This is a genomic window from Pseudopedobacter sp. (genome assembly GCF_040392825.1).
In the GTDB taxonomy this organism is placed as follows: domain Bacteria; phylum Bacteroidota; class Bacteroidia; order Sphingobacteriales; family Sphingobacteriaceae; genus Pseudopedobacter.
Genome location: NZ_JBEBVH010000045.1, coordinates 1 through 19890 on the forward strand (window position 1 = coordinate 1; position 19890 = coordinate 19890).

At 36.9% G+C, this 19890-nt stretch carries 16 protein-coding genes; 10 read left to right on the top strand and 6 right to left on the bottom strand.

Going from position 1 to position 19890, the window contains the following annotated elements; genetic code table 11:
• From ABWO41_RS05050 to ABWO41_RS05090, 9 genes are all read left to right on the top strand, one after another.
• The coding region (locus ABWO41_RS05050; RefSeq protein WP_353134410.1) for a hypothetical protein at positions 1 to 408 on the top strand (408 nt) is incomplete at its 5' end.
• 311 nt (positions 409 to 719) lie between these two features.
• The gene (locus ABWO41_RS05055) at positions 720 to 1919 is read left to right on the top strand and encodes a hypothetical protein (protein WP_353134413.1); all 1200 of its coding nucleotides are present in this window, start codon (positions 720 to 722) and stop codon (positions 1917 to 1919) included.
• Between the two features lie 7 nt (positions 1920 to 1926).
• A complete protein-coding gene (locus ABWO41_RS05060) occupies positions 1927 to 2961 on the top strand; it encodes a sensor histidine kinase (RefSeq protein WP_353134416.1) in 1035 nt (344 codons plus the stop codon).
• Positions 2962 to 3026: 65 nt separating this feature from the next.
• Positions 3027 to 3791, top strand: a complete 765-nt coding sequence (locus tag ABWO41_RS05065; protein WP_353134419.1) for a LytR/AlgR family response regulator transcription factor — start codon at positions 3027 to 3029, stop codon at positions 3789 to 3791.
• Between the two features lie 141 nt (positions 3792 to 3932).
• A complete protein-coding gene (locus ABWO41_RS05070) occupies positions 3933 to 6569 on the top strand; it encodes an outer membrane beta-barrel protein (protein WP_353134422.1) in 2637 nt (878 codons plus the stop codon).
• 24 nt (positions 6570 to 6593) lie between these two features.
• Positions 6594 to 9080 carry a T9SS C-terminal target domain-containing protein gene (locus tag ABWO41_RS05075; protein WP_353134425.1) on the top strand — a complete coding sequence of 829 codons (2487 nt, stop codon included), beginning with the start codon at positions 6594 to 6596 and terminating at the stop codon, positions 9078 to 9080.
• Between the two features lie 79 nt (positions 9081 to 9159).
• On the top strand, positions 9160 to 10326 hold the full coding sequence (locus ABWO41_RS05080) for a DUF3826 domain-containing protein (RefSeq protein WP_353134428.1): 1167 nt from the start codon (positions 9160 to 9162) through the stop codon (positions 10324 to 10326).
• A 161-nt stretch (positions 10327 to 10487) separates the two neighbouring features.
• Entirely contained in the window at positions 10488 to 12140 is a 1653-nt protein-coding gene (locus ABWO41_RS05085) for a pectate lyase family protein (protein ID WP_353134431.1), read from the top strand.
• 372 nt (positions 12141 to 12512) lie between these two features.
• Positions 12513 to 13430, top strand: coding sequence for an NAD(P)-dependent oxidoreductase (locus tag ABWO41_RS05090; RefSeq protein ID WP_353134434.1), 918 nt, complete (start codon positions 12513 to 12515; stop codon positions 13428 to 13430).
• An 18-nt stretch (positions 13431 to 13448) separates the two neighbouring features.
• Here the strand turns inward: ABWO41_RS05090 and ABWO41_RS05095 are convergent, their stop codons facing one another.
• The 4 genes from ABWO41_RS05095 to ABWO41_RS05110 all read right to left on the bottom strand — a co-directional run bounded on the left by ABWO41_RS05095 (position 13449) and on the right by ABWO41_RS05110 (position 16436).
• A complete protein-coding gene (locus ABWO41_RS05095) occupies positions 13449 to 13706 on the bottom strand; it encodes a Txe/YoeB family addiction module toxin (protein WP_353134437.1) in 258 nt (85 codons plus the stop codon).
• 6 nt (positions 13707 to 13712) lie between these two features.
• Positions 13713 to 13967 carry a type II toxin-antitoxin system Phd/YefM family antitoxin gene (locus tag ABWO41_RS05100; RefSeq protein ID WP_353134440.1) on the bottom strand — a complete coding sequence of 85 codons (255 nt, stop codon included), beginning with the start codon at positions 13965 to 13967 and terminating at the stop codon, positions 13713 to 13715.
• 350 nt (positions 13968 to 14317) lie between these two features.
• Complete coding sequence (locus tag ABWO41_RS05105) at positions 14318 to 15355, bottom strand: IS110 family RNA-guided transposase (RefSeq protein ID WP_353134443.1); 1038 nt, start codon at positions 15353 to 15355, stop codon at positions 14318 to 14320.
• Between the two features lie 277 nt (positions 15356 to 15632).
• Positions 15633 to 16436, bottom strand: coding sequence for an aspartate dehydrogenase domain-containing protein (locus ABWO41_RS05110; protein ID WP_353134446.1), 804 nt, complete (start codon positions 16434 to 16436; stop codon positions 15633 to 15635).
• A gap of 127 nt (positions 16437 to 16563) precedes the next feature.
• Here ABWO41_RS05110 and ABWO41_RS05115 point away from each other — a divergent pair, with 127 nt between their 5' ends.
• Entirely contained in the window at positions 16564 to 17295 is a 732-nt protein-coding gene (locus ABWO41_RS05115; protein ID WP_353134449.1) for a dienelactone hydrolase family protein, read from the top strand.
• A gap of 55 nt (positions 17296 to 17350) precedes the next feature.
• On the opposite strand, the gene ABWO41_RS05120 is transcribed toward ABWO41_RS05115, so the two are convergent.
• Both ABWO41_RS05120 and ABWO41_RS05125 read right to left on the bottom strand, forming a co-directional pair.
• Positions 17351 to 18121 (bottom strand): DUF4382 domain-containing protein, encoded by a 771-nt coding sequence (locus ABWO41_RS05120; protein ID WP_353134451.1) that lies wholly within the window; start codon positions 18119 to 18121, stop codon positions 17351 to 17353.
• Between the two features lie 56 nt (positions 18122 to 18177).
• Complete coding sequence (locus ABWO41_RS05125) at positions 18178 to 19782, bottom strand: glycoside hydrolase family 28 protein (protein ID WP_353134453.1); 1605 nt, start codon at positions 19780 to 19782, stop codon at positions 18178 to 18180.
• Positions 19783 to 19890 lie beyond the last annotated feature (108 nt).

The following is a 19890-nucleotide window of genomic DNA, read 5'->3' on the forward strand; positions in this document are numbered from 1 at the left end:
GCCGATATAGACTTTGGAGTATATAGAAACATGATTACCACTACTAATAATGGAAATACGACAATAACCTATGATTATTATCTGTACACTCCAATAGCAAACCCTAACCCATTAACCGTTTATGATATAAGCTCATGGACAACTAAGAGAGCGGTTTATTTCGGCACAACAAGTACAAATCAAACGGCTAATTTTCGAACTTCTTTATTGGTTTCGTCAAGCTTAATTGAAGCTGAAGCCAAAAAGAAAACTTTTAACTTAACAAAATCCTCTGCGAAGTTAGCGACAGGTAATTTAATTTATTTTAAAACACCTGAAGGGAAATATGGTTGTGTTCATATCAATGCAATTACTAAAGACATAGAAGGTAAACCCTATGTTGATATAAGTGTAAAGGTTCAAAAATAAAACAAAAAAAAACTGATCTGAATACCAGATCGGTTTTTTTTATACCTCTTCAAGCCGCTTAAATTTGGTAAGATAGAACGCTTAAAGTTAAGCTATACTGTTTTCAGGGTATATACTTCAGCATTTATTAACCCGAAAAAGAACCGCCTTTTTTAAAAACAAGAGATAAATACTATTTAATTCAACTACCTTATATCCCTGCCCAGCCATAAAATATCATATTTCACGTTTCTTTTGTAATAAACAAAAAATAAATTGTTGATATTGGGAATATGTTTATCAATATAAACTTCAGATTAATAAGCCTCCTGTTGTTTTTTCATATACCCATAATACTTTACGGTCAGCATCAGGGTTATATATACGGCGATATAGTTTTAAAAAATAAAAAAGTATATACCGGTCAAATCAGTTGGGGATCCGGACAAAGGCTATGGTCAGATATTTTTTGGGTAGCGAAGCAGGAGCATCCCAATTTGAAATACTTAAATGAATACCAGCTGGATGACTTACCTCAGGAACCTAGCGAATCTGCGCTCGATTGGCAATTTATGAATCTCTGGAAAGATAAATATCCCGCCAGAAAAACAGAAGCCTTATGTCGTTTTGGAGACATATCCCGGATACACGTGACCGGAAAAAACACTGCACAGGTCTATTTTAAAAATGGATTCAAATATAGGGTCATAGCAGATGAAGATGCTCCGGGAAATTTAGCTAAAGAATTGTGGGTGCTCGGAGATAAGAATAGTTATAAAATACCCTGGGATCAGATTAGTAGTATTAATTTTAAGCCAACTCCAAATTTTCTGTCGCTGCTAAAGGGAAATCCGCTATATGGAACAATGATGACTTCTGCAGGGACTTTAAGTGGTTATATCGAGTTCGGGAAAAATAAGTCAAGAGATATCCGTTATCTGAAGGGGAGAACAAAAGAAGGAGAAAACCTGCAAATTATGTTTAAGCATATTAGAAGGCTCGAAAAAAGAGATAATGAAATGATTGTAAAGCTACTTTCGGGAAAAATTATAACGCTGGCATATATCGAAGATTTTACTTCAGGTAATGAAAATATTGTGGTAATGCATCCATCATTTGGAAAGGTCACTGTTAAGTGGAAGGCATTTCGTTCGCTATCCTTTGAAAAAATAGATGAGAACACGGGGTATGAGCATTATCCAACTGCAAAAAAAATATACAGCGTAGCTTTAACCAAAGATAAGATGATATTTAAAGGAAACAGCGTATTTGATATGGACGAGGAATTCGATTTTGAATTATTAGAAGGGAGCAAAGATGGTATCAGTTATCAAATACCTTTCAGATTTATTTCTCGTATTATTCCGTTTAATGTATATTATAGCAAAGTAGTGCTAAAGAATAATAAAACTTTATTGTTAGGGCACCATAACGATGTTACTGCAAGAAATTGGGGAATGATGGTTTGGCAGGCAAATTCGAAATTTCAATATATTCCCTGGGGGAATCTTACAGAATTGAGAATCAGGTGATATTAAGATGAAAGTGACCTTAGAAAGAAAGATTTTGTATTTTTTAGTAGTCCTGTTTCTGCTGTTATTATGGCTGCTGTTTGTCAATTTGGGTTGGCCTATAGCGTATGCAGCTGCATTGTTATGGATAATCACAGTGGTTTTGTTATTATGGCTCGGAAACAGGTTGATTTTTGCGCTGTTAGATAAAAAAATTTCATGGATAAAGAAGACCAGTAGAAGACTTTTCTGGCAATTATTTCTTAGTTTATTTTATGCTTTATTATGCATTAATCTAACCTATTACCTGTTTAAGATTAGCACTGGAAGTATGCCTCCTGATGCAGAGCAACTGTTTGTTTTGAATATTTACGGGCTGCTGTTTATAGTACCATTGTTATCTATCAATTTCGGTTTCTATTTTATGATGCAATGGAAAAAAGCACATATAGAATCTGATCTTTTAAAGGAAGAAAGTTTAAATAGCCGCTTGGAAGTGCTAAAAATGCATTTGGATCCTCATTTTCTGTTTAATAATCTCAATGTGCTCTCAGCATTAATAGACCAGAAGCCAGCAGAAGCACAAGCGTTCTTAGACAAATTTACAGATGTTTACCGCTACGTACTCCAATATAAAAAGGAAGAGTTGGTGCCCTTACAAACCGAATTGGACTTTATAACAGCTTACATTTTTTTATTAGAAAAAAGATTCGGTGATCAGTGTATCTTTAAACTAGACATTCCCGCAGAATTGCCAAACAATTTTTGTATACCTCCTTTAGCATTGCAAATGCTGGTCGAAAATGCCGTTAAACATAATAAGTTATCACTAATCAGGCCTTTGGTGGTCCACATTTATATCGAAGATAACCAGTTTTTGGTTGTGAAAAATAATATCATCCTTAAAAATGCAACAACCTCGGCAGACGGTTTACGTCAAAGTGGTTTGGATAATATTAGAAACAGATATCAATATTTGTCAGACAGACAGGTTAAGGTGTTACAGGATGAGGGATATTTTCAGGTAAGTATACCGCTGTTGGAATTAGATGAAGAAGGTTAAAATATCAAGAGCATACTATTCTGAGGCTTGTAAATAAAGCGTATTTTTGAAATAGGTTTAGCAATATGAATGTATTAATAATCGAAGATGAAGTACCTGCGGTGAGGCGGTTAGAGCAGTTGTTACTGGATTTTACTGAAATTCAGGTAATCGATGTGTTGGGAAGCGTGGAGGCTGCTATCGCATGGTTCAAACAAAATCCACATCCCGATTTGTTATTTATGGATATACATTTATCGGATGGATTGTCTTTTGAGATTTTTAAATCGGTTCCTATACAATGTCCGGTTATCTTTTGCACAGCCTATGACCAATATGCACTTGACGCTTTTCAATTTAATGGAATAGATTATTTATTAAAACCAGTTCAAAAGGAAAAATTGGCTAAAAGTCTTCAAAAAATCAAAGATCTTAAGCGTAGTTGGGGAGAGAAAGGAAGCCCGTTAAAAGTGGAAGACCTGATGCATTTTTTTAAAGAAAAAGATGTAAACTATAAAAGCCGCTTTATGGTTAAAATGGGTGCGAAAATCAGAACCATAAAAACAGATCATATTGCCTATTTTTATTCCAGTAACAAGCTTACATTATTGGTTACAAAAGATGGAGAAAACTATCCTGTTGATTATGCTCTGGATGAACTTGCGTCAATTTTAGATCCCGTTATGTTTTTTCATATTAACAGAAATCTTATTATCCATATAGATGCCGCTAAAGAAATACATCCTTATTTCAAAGGAAGGTTAAAATTAGAGTTACATCCGTCGCTGGAAGAAGATGTTATTGTCAGTAGTCAAAAAACACCCGCCTTTAAAGAATGGTTAGACCAATAGCTCAGGATTATTATATCCGTTTTCAGTAGCCTATTTTCCTGATTCGTCCTCACCTTGTTTTAATTACCCTTCTTAATGGTTTTATTAGTATTGTATTTCACAGCAGTTTAGTTGTGAAAAAGAAATTATAAATCATTATAGATGATGTTTATTGGAAGGCGAAAGATATTATACCCTCTGGTATGTTTGTTATTTTATTTTTGTTTCACAGCAGAAGCGCAGCATAATAAAAAAATAACAGGCAAGATACAGGATACGCTGGGAGTAGCTTTGCCGGGTTCCTTAATCAAATTGAATTCTGCACTTGATACATTGGCTACTGCGGCAGATATAGATGGAAATTTCAGCTTCTCTCAAGTGAAAGATTCCATTGTCAATATTTCGGTAAATTTTATGGGTTTTCAACCTTTTAAGAAAACTTATCACTTGTCCAAAGGTATTCAACAAATTCAGTTAAAACCTATTCAGCTGATAGAAAGCAGCAATTTATTAAACGAAGTGGTAGTAGTTGCTGTTAATCCGGTAATTTTAAAGGAAGATACTGTAGAATATGATGCAAGGGCTTATCCGGTGAGGGAGGGCGATGCAGTAGATGCGGTGATAAAAAAGCTTCCCGGTGTAGAAGTAGATAAAAATGGAAATATTACGGCGCAGGGAGACCCCATTACTAAAATACGGTTAAACGGTAAAGACTATTTTGGTGATGATGTGGCAACGGCAATACAAAATCTTCCGGCAGATATCATTAAAAACTTACAAATCATAGACGACTATGGAGATCAGGCTAATGTAACAGGTCTGAAAACCGGAACACCCCAAAAAGTTCTGAATATCAATTTGCAACCTGATAAGGAAAAAGGATATTTTACAAAAACCACTGCCGGTGCAGGTACAGAAGACAGATATGTAGGAAGTATAAAAGCTAACTTCTTAAATGGTGACCAACAAATTGCCGCGAATGGTAGTCTGAATAATATCCAGGGAGGTTCTGCAGGTATATCTTCTCATAAATCCATAAAGTTAAATTACCGCGATAAATGGAATGATAAATTGGTTTCTTACGGCAGTTACCGTTTTAATCATAATACCAACCAAACTTTGGAGTCGGTAGCAAGCCAAAATATCTATCAGGATTTTACCAGATTCGAAGACCAGCAAAATAATAACAATAATAAGAACTACAGCCACCGCTTGTCATGGAATTTCGAATATCGTCCTAATGAATTGAATTATTTGAAAATAGAACCCGATTTATCTTTTGAAAAAAATAACTCGCTAAATACCGGTTTTACCACCACCCAATTACAACAGACTTCCTCAGAGAGGATAAGCTCACAAGATCAGTATAGAGATGCATTTAATTTTGGGACGCGTGTTTTTTATAACCATAAATTTAATAAGTCCGGCAGAAATCTAAGTCTCCATGCAGTACTTAACTCGTCGTCCGGAGGACAAGATCAGGAAGTTAAAAACGATTATGAGAATATAGATTCTCTAGGTAACAGGTCTTACGAAAACCAGTATCAATTAGGTGAAAATCAGAATAGTAATTTTAGAAATAGTCTGAGAGCTTCCTATATTGAGCCTGTTACAGAAAAATCCTTTATTGAAGTGAATTATGAGTGGAGCCGCACTTTAACCGGAAATGATAGAAGAACTTTAGATGTAAATCCGGTAAGTGGAGAGGAAGTTCTTAATCAGAATTTGAGTAATTTATATGACTACCAGTTTACAACCAACAGAGCAGGTATAAGTTATCGGGTTAAACATGAAAAGTTAAACTATATATTGGGCTTTGCTGCACAGCCATCTGTATTAAATGGAACAGACAAAAGCAGAAATATCAACACGCATAAAGAAACTTTTAACTTTATACCCACAGCCAGGGTAGTTTATAAGTTCTCTAAAGAACAAAACTTTTCTGCTAATTATCAGGGAAGTGCCCAGCAACCTGGTTTTGTACAGTTGCAACCCATTACAGACAATTCGAACCTGCAGAATACCATTACGGGTAACCCGAATTTAAAACCCGAATTTGTTCATCAGATGAAGCTAGAGTATAAAAAGTCTAATATAAAAAGAGGCAGAACTATGTTTGCCAATATTGGTTATAATTGTGTTGAAGATAAAATAGTAAGTGCCAAAACTATTATTCCGGATAGTTTAAGACAGGAAACGACTTATATGAATACAGATGGCTTTTATAACGCAAGAGCTGTTTATTCCTTTTCATTTCCTTTACTTAAAAAATTATTTATGACCTATTACGGAGGTTCTAATCTGAGTAATAATATCGCTTTTACAAATAATGAACGACATGTGGGCAAAAATCTTTCTGTAAGACAAGGAGTAAAGTTTCGTATAGATATAGAAGACATAGTAGATACAGAAGTAAATGCTTCCTATACACATAACAAGACCAGCTATGGCAATACCAATTTGGTTAACAGAAATACCAATCAGCTAAATATTGGTATAGAAGGTCGAAATTATTTCTTTAAGGATTTGGTGTTAGGGTACGATTTTTCTCAAACTATAAATCAGGGCTTCGGAACCGGTATAAGTAATCCTACTTTATTAAGTTTTTATCTGGAACATCGTTTCTTAAAAGAAAATCGGGGTAGTTTACGGCTTCAGGGATTTGATTTATTAAATCAAAATACAGGCGTTTCCAGAGATGTTTTTGATAACGAGATTATAGACAGGCAAAGTAATAGGCTCACCACGTATTTTCTTCTTTCATTTAATTTTCGCCTTCAGCAATTCGGAGGATCATAAAATATAAACTTAAACATTAAAAGCATGTTTGAACAACTGCAATCATACATTTATCAAAAGGCAAATAGTTTGTTAAGAACGGGGCTCTTTGGCTTGCTTGTTATTCCTGTTTCGGTATTGGCACAACATCCCGTTATAAAAGTGGACCTCAACCAAACAGGCAGACGAGAGGCCGAGGTAAACGAACTGGATTATATCCCATTTCCCTATTTGTCTAAAGGACAGGAAAATATTACCGAAAAAGGAGTCACCATAACTTTTAAAGCAGGAAATGCCGACGAAGAATTGAGTACAGACTATTATAAAGTGGGTATACAGTCTCCTCATTATGCCCGTTTGTCCAGTGACGGTTTACAAAGTAAGAAAGGTGTTATAGTTATGTATATTAAAGGATTACCAACTGGCAGACACACTTTGCTTACCTATCATAACCATATTTCCGGGGTGACTTTTTATAGTCCGATAGATATTTCTGTAAATGGTAAACTAAAAGTTGAACATCTTATTCCATCGCAAAGAGTATTGAATAATATTGAGGCAAAGACAGCATACATTCAATTCGATGCTGTTAAGGGAAAAGATGTAATCGTCTTGTTTAAGGCAACAGAAAAATCGACAACCGCCAACACAGATATAATTATTAACGGTTTTGAAATTAATACATCAAATGCAGCAAACAGGGCAAGGCTTCCATTTCCGAAACATGGTGACGAACATGTGAATGCTGATAACGGAAAACTTATGTTAAGTTGGAAGTCAGCAAAAAATGCCACTTCACATGATGTGTATATCGGCAATAATGCAGATGATGTTGCTAGGGCTGATCGTAAATCGAGTTTGTTTAAAGGGAACCAAAAATACCTTGACTATGAAGTTAAGGATCAGTATAGTATGTTAACCTATTACTGGCGTATAGATGAAGTAGCTGCTGAAGGCAAAATCACTAAAGGTACAGTTTGGAGATATCGACCACGTCAGTTGGCCTTTATAGACGCAGAAGGCTATGGCCGCTTTGCTCGCGGAGGTCGTGGAGGAAAGGTGGTGGAAGTAACTAACCTTAATGATGATGGTCCCGGTAGTTTCCGTGAAGCGGTCAGCAATGACATTGGTCCACGTACCATCGTTTTTAATGTTTCGGGAATTATAGAGCTTAAATCGCGGCTTATTCTAAATCAGAATAATGTAACTGTTGCAGGCCAGACTGCTCCTGGTAAAGGAATTACCATACGCAGCGCACCTTTCGGAATTGGCGGAAATGATGTAATTGTACGTTTTATGCGGGTAAGATTAGGTGCAGGTAAAACTTTTGACGGAATGGGTATTACCGGAGCAAATCATAGTATTATAGATCACAGTTCTATCAGCTGGACTATAGATGAAGCATTTAGTTCAAGAGGAGCAAAGAATATTACACTGCAAAGAACACTAATCTCCGAAGCTTTAAATGTGGCGGGGCATAAAAACTATCCTAAAGGTAAAGGACATGGCTATGCTGCAACTATTGGTGGCGATACAGCAAGCTATCATCACAATCTTCTGGCACATTGTTATGGAAGGAACTGGAGTTTAGGAGGTGGATTAAACGGAGATGGTGCTTATACAGGAAAAATAGATATACGGAATAATGTAGTGTATAACTGGGGGATCAGGACGACAGATGGCGGAGCCAATGAAGTAAATTTTGTAAATAACTATTATAAGCCTGGTGAAGCCAGTAAAATCTTCGTGGCACTTAATGCTCAACACGAAGGAATTGGCAAAGGTATGCAGCGTTATTATTTTGCTGGTAATGTGATGCCGGGTTATTTCGATGAAAATAATCAGGAAAAAGGTAAAAAGATATCCGGCCGTGTCGATTTTGAAACTTTTGTTTCCAAACCGTTTTTTGAAGCTCATGTGAATACGCAGCCTGCGGGACTGGCTTATAAAATGGTGTTATCAGATGTAGGATGTAATCAGCCCGTTTTTGATGACCACGATATTCGAATAATTCATGAGACCTTAACCGGAACATATAAATATAAAGGAAGTGTTAGCGGAATTCCAGGTCATCCGGATTCTCAGGAAGATGTTGGCGGATGGGAGAATTATCCTGAATTGAAAAGATCTGAGAACTGGGATAGCGATCATGATGGATTGCCGGATTGGTGGGAGCGGATATATGGAACAAATGTAAACTCGCAAGCTGGTGATTTTTCCGATTCGAATGCCGACCCCGATCGTGATGGATTTACCAATTTGGATGATTATCTGGAATGGATGGCTAAGCCTCATTTTATAGCAGAATCAGGTAAATCTGTAACGATTAATTTGAGTGAATTAAGTCGCGGTTTTACAGAGGGAGTATCTTTTAATATCTCGAATATAGTTAACGGTAAAGCTATATTAAAAGATAATCAGGTCGTATTTACACCAAATACACGAGGCGGATTATGCTTCTTTGATTTCAAGGTTACAGATAAAGACGGACAGAGTATGAGTAGAAAAGTGAATATTCTAAATGCATTATAGCTTAGTATATTAGATAAATAAAAAAACAGAAAACGAACAGATCTAAAAATAATTACGACACATTAACTAAAAATAACCAATGAAAAAGAAAATTCTTGTGAGCATATTATTTTTCATCTCTGTACTTGTAAAAGCGCAGGAAAATAAGCCTTACCGACAAGTAGCACAGGAAAGAGCAGATAAAATTGTTGAAAAATTAGAATTATCTGATGAAAAGAAAAAAGAAAAAGTAAAAACTCTAATTGCCAGTCAATATGTGGCACTGAATAAGATTCACACCGAAAGAGATCAGAAATTAGAAACCAATAAAGCTAAAGCTGACGAAATTAAAGAAAAAGCAAAAGAAGAAGTGAGTGCCTTACATGGCAAATACATAATAAATCTTCAAAAACTACTTTCGAAAGAACAAATAGACGAAGTAAAGAATGGGATGACCTATCATACCGTACCTATTACTTATGCTAATTACCTGTTAATGTTACCTTATGCTACAGAAAAGCAAAAGGAGATGATCAGGACCAATCTGACAGAGGCAAGAGAATTTGCAATGGACGGTGGGACTTCGAAAGAAAAACATGCATGGTTTAATAAATATAAAGGTCGCATAGCAAATGAGTTAGCAAAACAAGGTTACGATCTTAAAAAAGAAGGTAATGAATGGGCGAAAAGGCGAGATACCAAATCTGCTTCTTTGGCAATTGTCGAATCTAATAAAGTAATGCAGGCGCTTAATTTACAAGATAAGGTTAAAAGTGAATCGGTCAGGAATCTTGTCGCTTACCAATATCAGCAGATTGAAGAATTTAATAAAGATTGGAAAAGAAATTTAGCAAAGATAGATTCACTAGGTAAAACCAAAGAAGAAAAGGATAAGGAAGCCGCTAAAGAATGGACAAAACATAAAGCAGCGTTGGATCAACAAAGAGACCAGTACATTACAAAATTAGGGTTATGGCTAGATAGTGCGCAGATTGAGATAGTAAAAAATGAGATGACTGCACAAGGGCTTAATAAAGAGTATGAACGTTTTCAGGAATTACTTCCTGGTCTCACAGCAGAGCATAAAGCAAAAGTCTATCAATATTTAGTGGAAGCCAGAGAAAATGCTTTAAATGTTTTGACAAGTCGCGAAAGAAATCAATGGTTTGCCAAATATAGAGGCAGAGCTAATAATTACCTGTCCGCGCAGGGCTATAACCTTAAAAAAGCTACAGAGGAATTGGAAAAACGAACAGCTAAGCAGTAACTAATAATTATGACAAGACGATGCTTTGCCTGTAAGAATTTATATTGCTAATATTCTACAACAGCAGGTAAACATTATATAAGCAACCTTATGAGTATATCTTTAAATTTGATTTACTCATGTTGCAATTTTATTAAAGTATATATCTTAAAAATAAAAATATGAAAAAGAGAACGTTGCCATTTTTTATGGCTACAATGTTTTTACTTACAAGTGCGGGCGTTAAAGCGCAATATCCTAAAATACCGGAAGATGTGAAAAAAGCATCTGGTGAATTGATGGAAGCAGCCAGAAAACAGTCTGATATTGCCTGGGAAAAGGCTAAGCCAATCATAGAAGCAGAAGCTAAACAGGGTAAACCTTATATCCCATGGGCGGGCAGACCAACGGATTTACCGCAAGCAGAGATTCCTGCATTTCCGGGAGCAGAGGGAGGCGGTGCATACTCATTTGGCGGTCGCGGTGGTAAAGTGTATGTCGTAACTAATCTGAATGATAGTGGCGAAGGTTCCTTACGTTGGGCTTGTGAACAAGGAGGAGCGAGAATTGTAGTATTCAACGTTGCAGGTATCATCAAATTAAAAACTCCATTAATTATCAGAGCTCCCTACATTACTATAGCAGGACAAACAGCACCTGGAGATGGGGTTTGTGTAGCAGGAGAATCAGTTTGGATTAATACACATGACGTAGTTGTGCGTTATATGCGTTTTAGACGGGGTGAAACTTATGTAGGCAGAAGAGACGATGCTATTGGCGGAAATCCGGTAGGAAATATTATGATAGACCACGTTTCTGCAAGCTGGGGTTTAGATGAAAACATGTCTATGTATCGTCATATGTACAATGATAGTACCGGGAAACAGGAAGTGAAATTAGGAACAGTAAATATTACCATTCAGAACTCTATTTTCTCCGAAGCTTTAGATACCTGGAACCATGCATTTGGCAGTACTTTAGGTGGTGAGAATTGTACATTTATGCGTAACCTTTGGGCGAATAATGCGGCTAGAAATCCTTCTATAGGTTGGAACGGGATTTTCAATTTTGCCAATAATGTTGTATTTAACTGGGTACACCGGTCAATTGATGGGGGAGATTATACCGCAAATTATAATATCATTAACAATTATTTCAAACCAGGACCTGCGACACCGTCTAATGAACCAATTAGTTACAGATTACTAAAGCCAGAATCCGGAAGAAGTAAACTACCTTATGTGGTTTTTGGAAGGGCACATGTACAGGGTAATATTGTTCATGGAAACGACAAAGTTACTGCCGATAACTGGAACGGTGGCGTACAATTGGAGAACAAACAAGGTAATTCTATGACTTTTGAGGAAGCTAAACCTTATTTCGCTGCTATGAAAGTTAACAAACCATTCCCTCACGCACCATTTAAAATAATTGGCACTCAGGAAGCTTACAATTATGTGTTGGCTAATGCCGGAGCGACTTTGCCTAAAAGAGATCCGGTAGATACCAGAGTTATTGAAACAGTAAGAAGCGGTAAAGTAACTCCTTTAAAAGGCGTAGTTGCTCCAACCACTCAATTCCAACATAGAAGATTGCCTTTAGATTCTTATAAAATTGGTATCATCACAGATATCTCTCAGGTTGGCGGATACCCGGAATATAAAGGTACGCCTTATAAAGATTCTGACAACGATGGTATGCCTGATGATTATGAGAAAAAGGTAGGATTAAATCCTAAAGATTCTTCAGATGCTGCTAAAATTACTTCGTCTGGTTATTCCAATATAGAAGTTTATTTAAACAGTGTGGTAAATGTAACAAACGTTAAACCATAATATTATCCTTTTTATTATTCACACTAAACCGGGACTCTGTTCCCGGTTTTTTTGTTCTAAAATTTTATGTAGAGCTTATTCTTGTTAATACCAGTTAGGAGAATAAACCAGAAAAAGCCCCACAGAAACAAAGGGCAAATACTAATTAAACTCAGATTAAAAAGGGATCAAAGAGAAATAATTTCCCTGTTTTGTCCGAGTTTCATCCGTCTTTTATCCGAGTTTCATCCGTGTTTATGTCGAATCAAGTATAGAGCTGTCTTATCCTTGTCTACACTTAAGCACAGCAGTGTCATAAGAGCGGCCTAGTTTGCTTTTCAATAAAAGTTTTGTTATCATCACCGTTTAACACAGTTCAATTAAAAAGAGATCATGTTTAAAAAATTAGTTGCAGTAGAACCTTTGAATTTGATTCCTTCCGCAGAAAGAGCTTTATTCGATTATGCGCAGGAAGTTGTTATGTATGATAATATGCCAGAATCGGCGGATGAGATGGCAAAGCGGATTGGCGATGCAGATGCGGTATTAATAAGCTACACTTCCAGATTGGGAAAGGAGGCTTTGGAACATTGCCCAAATGTTAAATATATAGGAATGTGCTGCTCGTTATACACACCCGAAAGTGCGAATGTTGATATCCTGTATGCCAATTCCAGGGGAATTACGGTTCTTGGTGTTAGAGATTATGGAGATGAAGGTGTAGTTGAGTATGTTGTTAGCGAATTGGTGCGTTGCTTACATGGATTTGGAACAAAAAATAATGGTACGCTTCGTGAGCCGTGGGACGGTATTCCAAGAGAGATTACAGGTATTAAAGCTGGTATTGTTGGTTTAGGGAAATCGGGAGGCATGGTAGCTGATGCCTTGAAGTTTTTTGGTGCAGAGATTTCTTATTTCGCCCGTTCGGAGAAAGAAGAAGCTAAACAAAAGGGATATCGGTTTCTACCATTGAAGCAATTATTGAAAGAAAGCGAAGTGATTGTTACTTGCTTGAATAGAAACACGGTTTTAATGCATGAGGAGGAATTTGCTGAAATGGGAGACAGGAAGATTCTGTTCAATACCGGACTTTCCCCTGCCTGGGATGAAGAGCCTTTTGCAAAATGGATTGATAAAGACAATGTAGTATATTGTGATACATTGATTGCCCTGGGCAACGATAAATTTTTAAAACATCCGAACGTAAACTGTATGGGTGTTTCGGTGGGCCGTACTCGTCAGGCTTTTGATCGTCTGAGTGAAAAGGTATTGGCAAATATTGAGGCTTTTATGAAGTCTCAACAGAACTAATGACTTGCTATAAAAAGATTAGTCATAATGAAATCTGCATTTTGCAATAAGAATTACATGATCCTGATATTTATAAATTAATCGGTGCTCTTCACCGATTCTTCTCGACCAGAACCCGGAATATTTATGTTTCAGTGGTTCTGGTTTTCCGAGACCCTCAAATGGAGTTCTGGAAATGTCCTTCAATAAATCGTTTATCCGTTTAAGTTTTTTCTTGTCGGTTTTTTGCCAATACAAATAATCTTCCCAGGATTCATCTACAAAAACGTATTTCATTTTCTTTTAATCTTCGATTAAATCTTTGGTAAATGATTTTTCGTTTTTAAGTTTTTCAATTGCAGAATCTAACCTCATTTCGTTTTTACGGGAAGATAATTCGTGGTTTGTTGCCATTAAAGAATTATATTCCTCAAGAGACATTACGACTATCCCAGAATCTTTTCCTCGATTAATAATCAAAGTCTCAAGATTCTTAGCCACTTTGTCCAAATAAGATTTGATGTCTTTTCTAAAATCAGATACGTTGGTAATTAACATGATTTTGTGTTTTTTTATGTACAAATATATGTACATGATTTGTGTTTGGCAAATATTTGATAGTAAGGATCTTTTTATTTGTGAACGGGAATGTATTCACCTGGTGAAATGGTTAATAGAAGATGTCTAAAAAGCACTAACGCTGTCACACTGATGGTTCGAGAGCCTCACTATGACAGGTCGAAGTGTCCCTGCAATGGACATAAAAGGTTTCGAGTGCCTCAGCCTGACAGATAAATCTCCCTTATTAGATTCTGTGTTAATAAACAAGACAATTTTTATATTTTTTGTACTTTTGAGTTTTAGGCGGTCTTGTACCAGCCTGTTTAGGGTAGTCCTTGTTGACTGCCCTAATTTCTTTGTATAGTATGGCTTTGCTTTTGCACATGATATAGTGGATCATACAATTGTTTTGTTTTATAGATAATGAACATCAGTTCCAATAATTTCCTCTGCACAGCTACTGCTGCCTTCATTTTGATGCCATGTCTTGCAACAAGTCTTGTAAATGTATTAGCGTAGTGTTCTTCATGCCTTATGGCAGCCAATGCGGGTAAGTGCAGGGATTTTCTCAGGTACCTGTTTCCCCGCTTGGATATGGTAGGCTTGCCCTGGATCGATGTTCCCGACTGTTTCTCCTTTATGTCCAGACCGGCATAACTGACCAGTTGCTTTTTATTGCGGATCATCTCAAATCCATTTGTTTCTGCCAATACTGTTACTGCAGTCAGCAGACCAACTCCGGGGATTGAGGTCAGGTTATCTGTGTGCTTTTTGAGTGCGGAACTCTCCTTTACAATGAGTTTTAGTTCAGCGATTATTTCCTTTTCCTGCCTTTGCAGTACTGCTATACGTTCTTTTATCCTTCCTATAGAATTTTTATTCGGCTCTGCCTCTGCCTGTTCAGCATGCAGCTGGTTCTTGACGGCAGTACGTTCCTGCACCAGCTGGTCTCTTTCGCGCGTCAGCTGCTTCAGCCGCTTGTAGGTGGGATCGGGTTTATGCCACAACTCAAGGTTTCGTTCCAGACCGAACAGCGTGACAGCTTCTGAGCAGGTCGTGTCAGTTACCGTCTTTACCTCCAGTGTGCGGAAGTAGTTACTGATCTTATTGGGCAGGACAATACTGATCTTATACCCCTTGCTTTCCAAGAAATAGGCCAGCTTCTCGTGGTAAACGCCCGTGGCCTCCATAACAAAATGAAGAGGACTTTCCTCAGAAGTATGGGGCTGTACCCATTCCTGCAGCTTTATCAGACCTTTATCCGTGTTTCGGAAATTACCGTATTGGCACAGCTTCTTATCCAGGTTGGACAGGATCTTGCCAATGCATACGACCAATTCCTTACTGCCTACATCGATACCTACTACCTGCTTAAGTGTTTTCATGTTAATTTTTGATTGAAAATGAAAAATCAATAGTGGAACTTCCCCTGGGCTTGTCTCCTGATGGATATTCAAGCTGGACTGTAAGTCCGCTTTACATTCTGTTCTGCCTTAGGAAGCAAAAAAGAGAAAGGCCTTCTCTAAAAATCAGTATGCTAAAAAAGCTACTAAGACACCCCTTGGCTCTTCCTCTTTTCACTATATAAAGCAAATCTATAAAACAAAAAAATGTCTCCTACATTTGATTGATACAAACATAGGAGACATCCTTCATAGAATATTAAAAAACTATAGGAGAAACAATATTTCTAAGTGTGTTAACTACGCTCCATCCCGCTATTTGAGCGGTTGAACTGTAAACATCAATTACTGCATGTACCTGTTCGTTCTTAACTTCTATACGATGATTATCCCCAATATATCCTGGAGTAGAGGTTACCGAAACTTTCATCTTTTCAGGGCCAACAGAGGCTAGAGAAGCCGCTACTGATACGTTCACACTGTTAGGAAATAAAGTGATAGCTTCTTTTGCATTTCCTTCAAAAACCTTTCTTTTTTCAGTCTGCAAAGATTCGTCATATACCGAGTATCTTTTTAGCGAATTAGGCCCTTTTTCTGTATCAAAAGTTGCCGTACAATTTCCCATTAGTGCTGCGGTACGCATCACATCAAATCCACCAATAGCTCCAGATACCAGATGTACCCGCACATTATTTTTTAGTGCAGTCTGTTTTACCTCTTCATAAAAAGCTTCATCTGCAAAAGCGCCAATAGATAATGTTACAATAGAAGATCCGTTTTTCAAAGCCGGTAAAGTCAAAGTTCTCATAGAATCAGGAGACGCTGCTTCGATAATATAGTTGGCTTTGCTGGCTAGCAATTCTTCCAGAGAGCTGCATGCTTTACAAGAATTCTCTTTTTGAGATCCGTTATTAACCTTGTCGGCAATATTCCGCGCTTTTTCAATACTTCTGGAATAGGTAGCAACAAGTTGGTACTCGGGTAATAAATTAGCATTTAAAGCATCGGCAATTATTGAGGCAAGTCTACCACAGCCTACAATAGCAAGTGTTTTTCTTTCCATATCCGGCCAACATAAGGTTTTTTTATGTAATGCCCATATCTTATATACTTAAACTTTTTTAAGAGATTGAACTAAAACATTAAATTCATTCACTTGTAATATTTTAGAAGTATTAAAAATTGAGGATATGCAAAAAATTATCAATCTGTTAATTTTAGTTCTATTAAGTAATATGACAAATGCTCAGCTAAAAGAGATAAAATATAAAGACGGTAGTCAGAGTCTTACAGGTATGATGGCTAAGCCCGAATCAGCAAAAAAAGGAGTGCTTATTCTCCCGGCATGGCAAGGTATAGACGATGAAGCTAAGCAGGCGGCTCTTAATTTGCAAAAGCAGGGGTATATTGCTTTTATAGCAGATATTTACGGCGATGGAAATAAGCCTAAAAATAATGCTGAAGCAAAAGTTAAATCATCTTATTACAAAGAAAATTATAAAAATTATCAGCAAAGAATCAAAGCTGCTTTGGAGGAGTTGGTAAAACAAGGAGCAGATTTTAACCATGTAGCTATTATAGGCTATTGTTTTGGCGGAACAGGAGCACTAGAAGCGGCGCGAGCTCAGCTTCCTGTAAATGCTGTGGTATCTATTCATGGAGGTTTATCTAAAGGAGACAGACCTAACGGGCCAATTTCAACTAAGGTACTGGTATTGCATGGCGCCGAAGATCAGAGTGTACCTGAAGCAGATGTGGAGGCTTTAAGAAATGAGCTTAAGCAAGCTAAGGCGGACTGGCAATTGATTTATTACGCAAATAGTAAACACACTTTTACCAATCCGGCTTCACCTGATTATAATGTGACCATGTCTAAGCGTTCTTGGCAGCATTTACTGCTGTTTCTGGACGAAGTTTTATAACTAAAAAAGCCATTGTAATTTTTTGAATACAATGGCGTTTTTAGTTTCTAATAATTTATTGAAGATCAATAATTCCTAAATTCTGAACAGATCCTTTAGTTACTTCAACATTCTCAATTACCTTAGGATTATAATCTCCGGCAGATGGTTCTATCAAGATTTTATAGTTGCCTTGCGGAACCCCTGGAATATAAAAATCACCTACAGAATTAGCCTGTGTACCAATTGTATCTAAACCATCAATTGCATAGATGTGTGATAGAGATTCGGCAGGTATAACAGTGCCTCGTATAGTTCCTGATACCGCAACCGGAACAGCTCTGATTACAGGTTTTAACATGTATTTTCCGTTGCCAGTCTGATGAATTGATTTCGCTGCATCGAAATCAAGTAACAGGGTATAAGCAACGTTAGGAATGAGCTCTTCCTGTACTTTGATTTTTATTCCGGAAGATTGTCCACTTGGTGTTGTTAGTGGATAAGAAATACCGTCTATTACTACCTGATTTCCTTCATTGTGCAATTTTAACCTGATTTCCTGTATAGTTCCGGACGGAACATCCTCAGCCGCAATTACAGTATCTTTGCCAAATCTGTATTGAAGAATATCAAACGGAAGTCCGTCAACGTCAATATCTTCTTTTCCTGTAGTTGTTCTGATCTCTATTTCATCGATGTTTAAGTATATAGCATCGTAAAAAGCAGGCGCGTCTGTAATTTTTAATGTCACCGGTGTTTTTCCGGTATGAGTATCGTTTTCATTACTACAGCTGATAACGAAAACCGAAACAAACGCAATTAAAATAAGAAATTGAAACTTTTTCATTTTATAAATTGTTTTTTATGGCGTTTATCAAACTTTATGCCATGTTACCATTCCTGTTAAGGAGAAGTACTTTCATTTTTAACTTTTATAAATTGAATGTTTTTCATTTCCGGACCCGAAAAATCCTTAATCAAGTCACCTTTAGGATTGCTGAATGTTACTTTGTCGAAGGTTAAATCTCTGACATCTTCAAGTTTGATTACGTTATCTTGAGATGTGATTTTTGTGTTTTTGATATTGATTTGTCTCGCATCGTGAGCCGTAAATAACTTTTTGCTGTTAATAAGAGCATTCTCCAGGGTGAAGTTCGTCATTGGTGTTTCAGGGATTCCTTCAATTCTCACAAAAGCTTTAGCCTTTTCTACAATAATGTCTTTAGCAAAAGTATTGTTAAAACTCGGTGTTAATTTGTTAATCGGCAATGCCGGTAAGCGTTGCGCTAATTTTCCTACATGCATTGGAGAACCCAGCATATCCCATCTGAAGGCTTCGTCCCGTAAATTCATGCGAATACGTTCGTAATAGTAATTTTGTCCGCCACCACCTCTGGGTCTGCGTGTTTTAAAACGAATCCCTACACCAGTGTCATCGAAAACGGTGTCGTGAACATATAAATTATTGATTCCTGCGGCGGTTTCGCTGCCAACGGTAATTCCGCCATGTCCCTCTTTTGCCAGGCAAAAACGTACAACAACATTTTCTGTAGGCTTATTAACGCGTAAACCATCTTCACCGCGGCCTGCTTTCATGGTAAAACAGTCATCACCACAACTTAAAGTGCAATATTCAATCAATACATTTCTGGACGATTCAATATCAATACCATCACCTCGTGGAATACCTATAGAATTTACTGTAACTCCTCTAATAATTACGCTGTCGCAATAAACAGGAACAATATTCCAGAAAGGAGTTTGTTCTAATGAAATTCCTTCAATTAAAATATTTTTACAGTTTATAGGAGAGATAAACATGGGTAAAAAGATAAACTCGTTGTTATGTCCTTCATAAACTCTTTCAGAAACGGGTTTATCATGAGGAACAACATCTTCAATGACGCCAACGTTCATAAATCTCTTTCTTAATGGAGAATTTAAGGGTGGACCCACCAATTTCCCTTTTCCTGTTATAGCGATATTCTCTTGTCCGTTGGCGTAAATACAGGCTCCCAGAGACATTAGCTCAATACCTTCGTTTCTGGTAAATACGGCAGGTAAATAATCTTTGATCTCTCCGCTGAAATGAAGTTCGGCACCCGCTTCAATATGTAAATTAACAAAACTTTTTAAGCTGATTCTACCAGTAAACCATTTCCCTTTTGGAATTACTACAGTTCCTCCGCCCGATTGGTGGATTTCGTCTATGGCCTGTTGAATAATTTTTGTAATGAGTTTGCCTTCTTCGGCCTGTTTTTCTAGGATGTTGACGGATTTATCCGGGAAAACCGGTTTAATTAATTGCGGCATTGGAAAAGGAGCTTTTATAGGAGCAATTTCTTTTGGAATAACCAAAGCACCAACTTGTTCTTTTGTAGGAATTCTGTTTAAACTATTATTAACCAGTTTTGAAGTTGAACAATTTATAAGCAAGAATATAATTCCTGAGAATAGAACCGCGATACCGGCATTGAATCTGGTCGTTGAAACTTTCATTTTTTCCATAACATTTTAAGCTTTATAGCAGCGCTGTATACAAAGTAATAAAAGAAAGTACTTAATATGCAGGGATTGATAATATGTTATAATACATTAAGAAGATGATACAAAAAA

Bases quoted from the DNA above. Each gene is read 5' to 3' on its own strand.
- ABWO41_RS05060 (WP_353134416.1), top strand. From the start codon at position 1,927: ATGAAAGTGACCTTAGAAAGAAAGATTTTGTATTTTTTAGTAGTCCTG.
- ABWO41_RS05065 (WP_353134419.1), top strand. From the start codon at position 3,027: ATGAATGTATTAATAATCGAAGATGAAGTACCTGCGGTGAGGCGGTTA.
- ABWO41_RS05070 (WP_353134422.1), top strand. From the start codon at position 3,933: ATGATGTTTATTGGAAGGCGAAAGATATTATACCCTCTGGTATGTTTG.
- ABWO41_RS05075 (WP_353134425.1), top strand. From the start codon at position 6,594: ATGTTTGAACAACTGCAATCATACATTTATCAAAAGGCAAATAGTTTG.
- ABWO41_RS05080 (WP_353134428.1), top strand. From the start codon at position 9,160: ATGAAAAAGAAAATTCTTGTGAGCATATTATTTTTCATCTCTGTACTT.
- ABWO41_RS05085 (WP_353134431.1), top strand. From the start codon at position 10,488: ATGAAAAAGAGAACGTTGCCATTTTTTATGGCTACAATGTTTTTACTT.
- ABWO41_RS05090 (WP_353134434.1), top strand. From the start codon at position 12,513: ATGTTTAAAAAATTAGTTGCAGTAGAACCTTTGAATTTGATTCCTTCC.
- ABWO41_RS05095 (WP_353134437.1), bottom strand. From the start codon at position 13,706: ATGAAATACGTTTTTGTAGATGAATCCTGGGAAGATTATTTGTATTGG.
- ABWO41_RS05100 (WP_353134440.1), bottom strand. From the start codon at position 13,967: ATGTTAATTACCAACGTATCTGATTTTAGAAAAGACATCAAATCTTAT.
- ABWO41_RS05105 (WP_353134443.1), bottom strand. From the start codon at position 15,355: ATGAAAACACTTAAGCAGGTAGTAGGTATCGATGTAGGCAGTAAGGAA.
- ABWO41_RS05110 (WP_353134446.1), bottom strand. From the start codon at position 16,436: ATGGAAAGAAAAACACTTGCTATTGTAGGCTGTGGTAGACTTGCCTCA.
- ABWO41_RS05115 (WP_353134449.1), top strand. From the start codon at position 16,564: ATGCAAAAAATTATCAATCTGTTAATTTTAGTTCTATTAAGTAATATG.
- ABWO41_RS05120 (WP_353134451.1), bottom strand. From the start codon at position 18,121: ATGAAAAAGTTTCAATTTCTTATTTTAATTGCGTTTGTTTCGGTTTTC.
- ABWO41_RS05125 (WP_353134453.1), bottom strand. From the start codon at position 19,782: ATGGAAAAAATGAAAGTTTCAACGACCAGATTCAATGCCGGTATCGCG.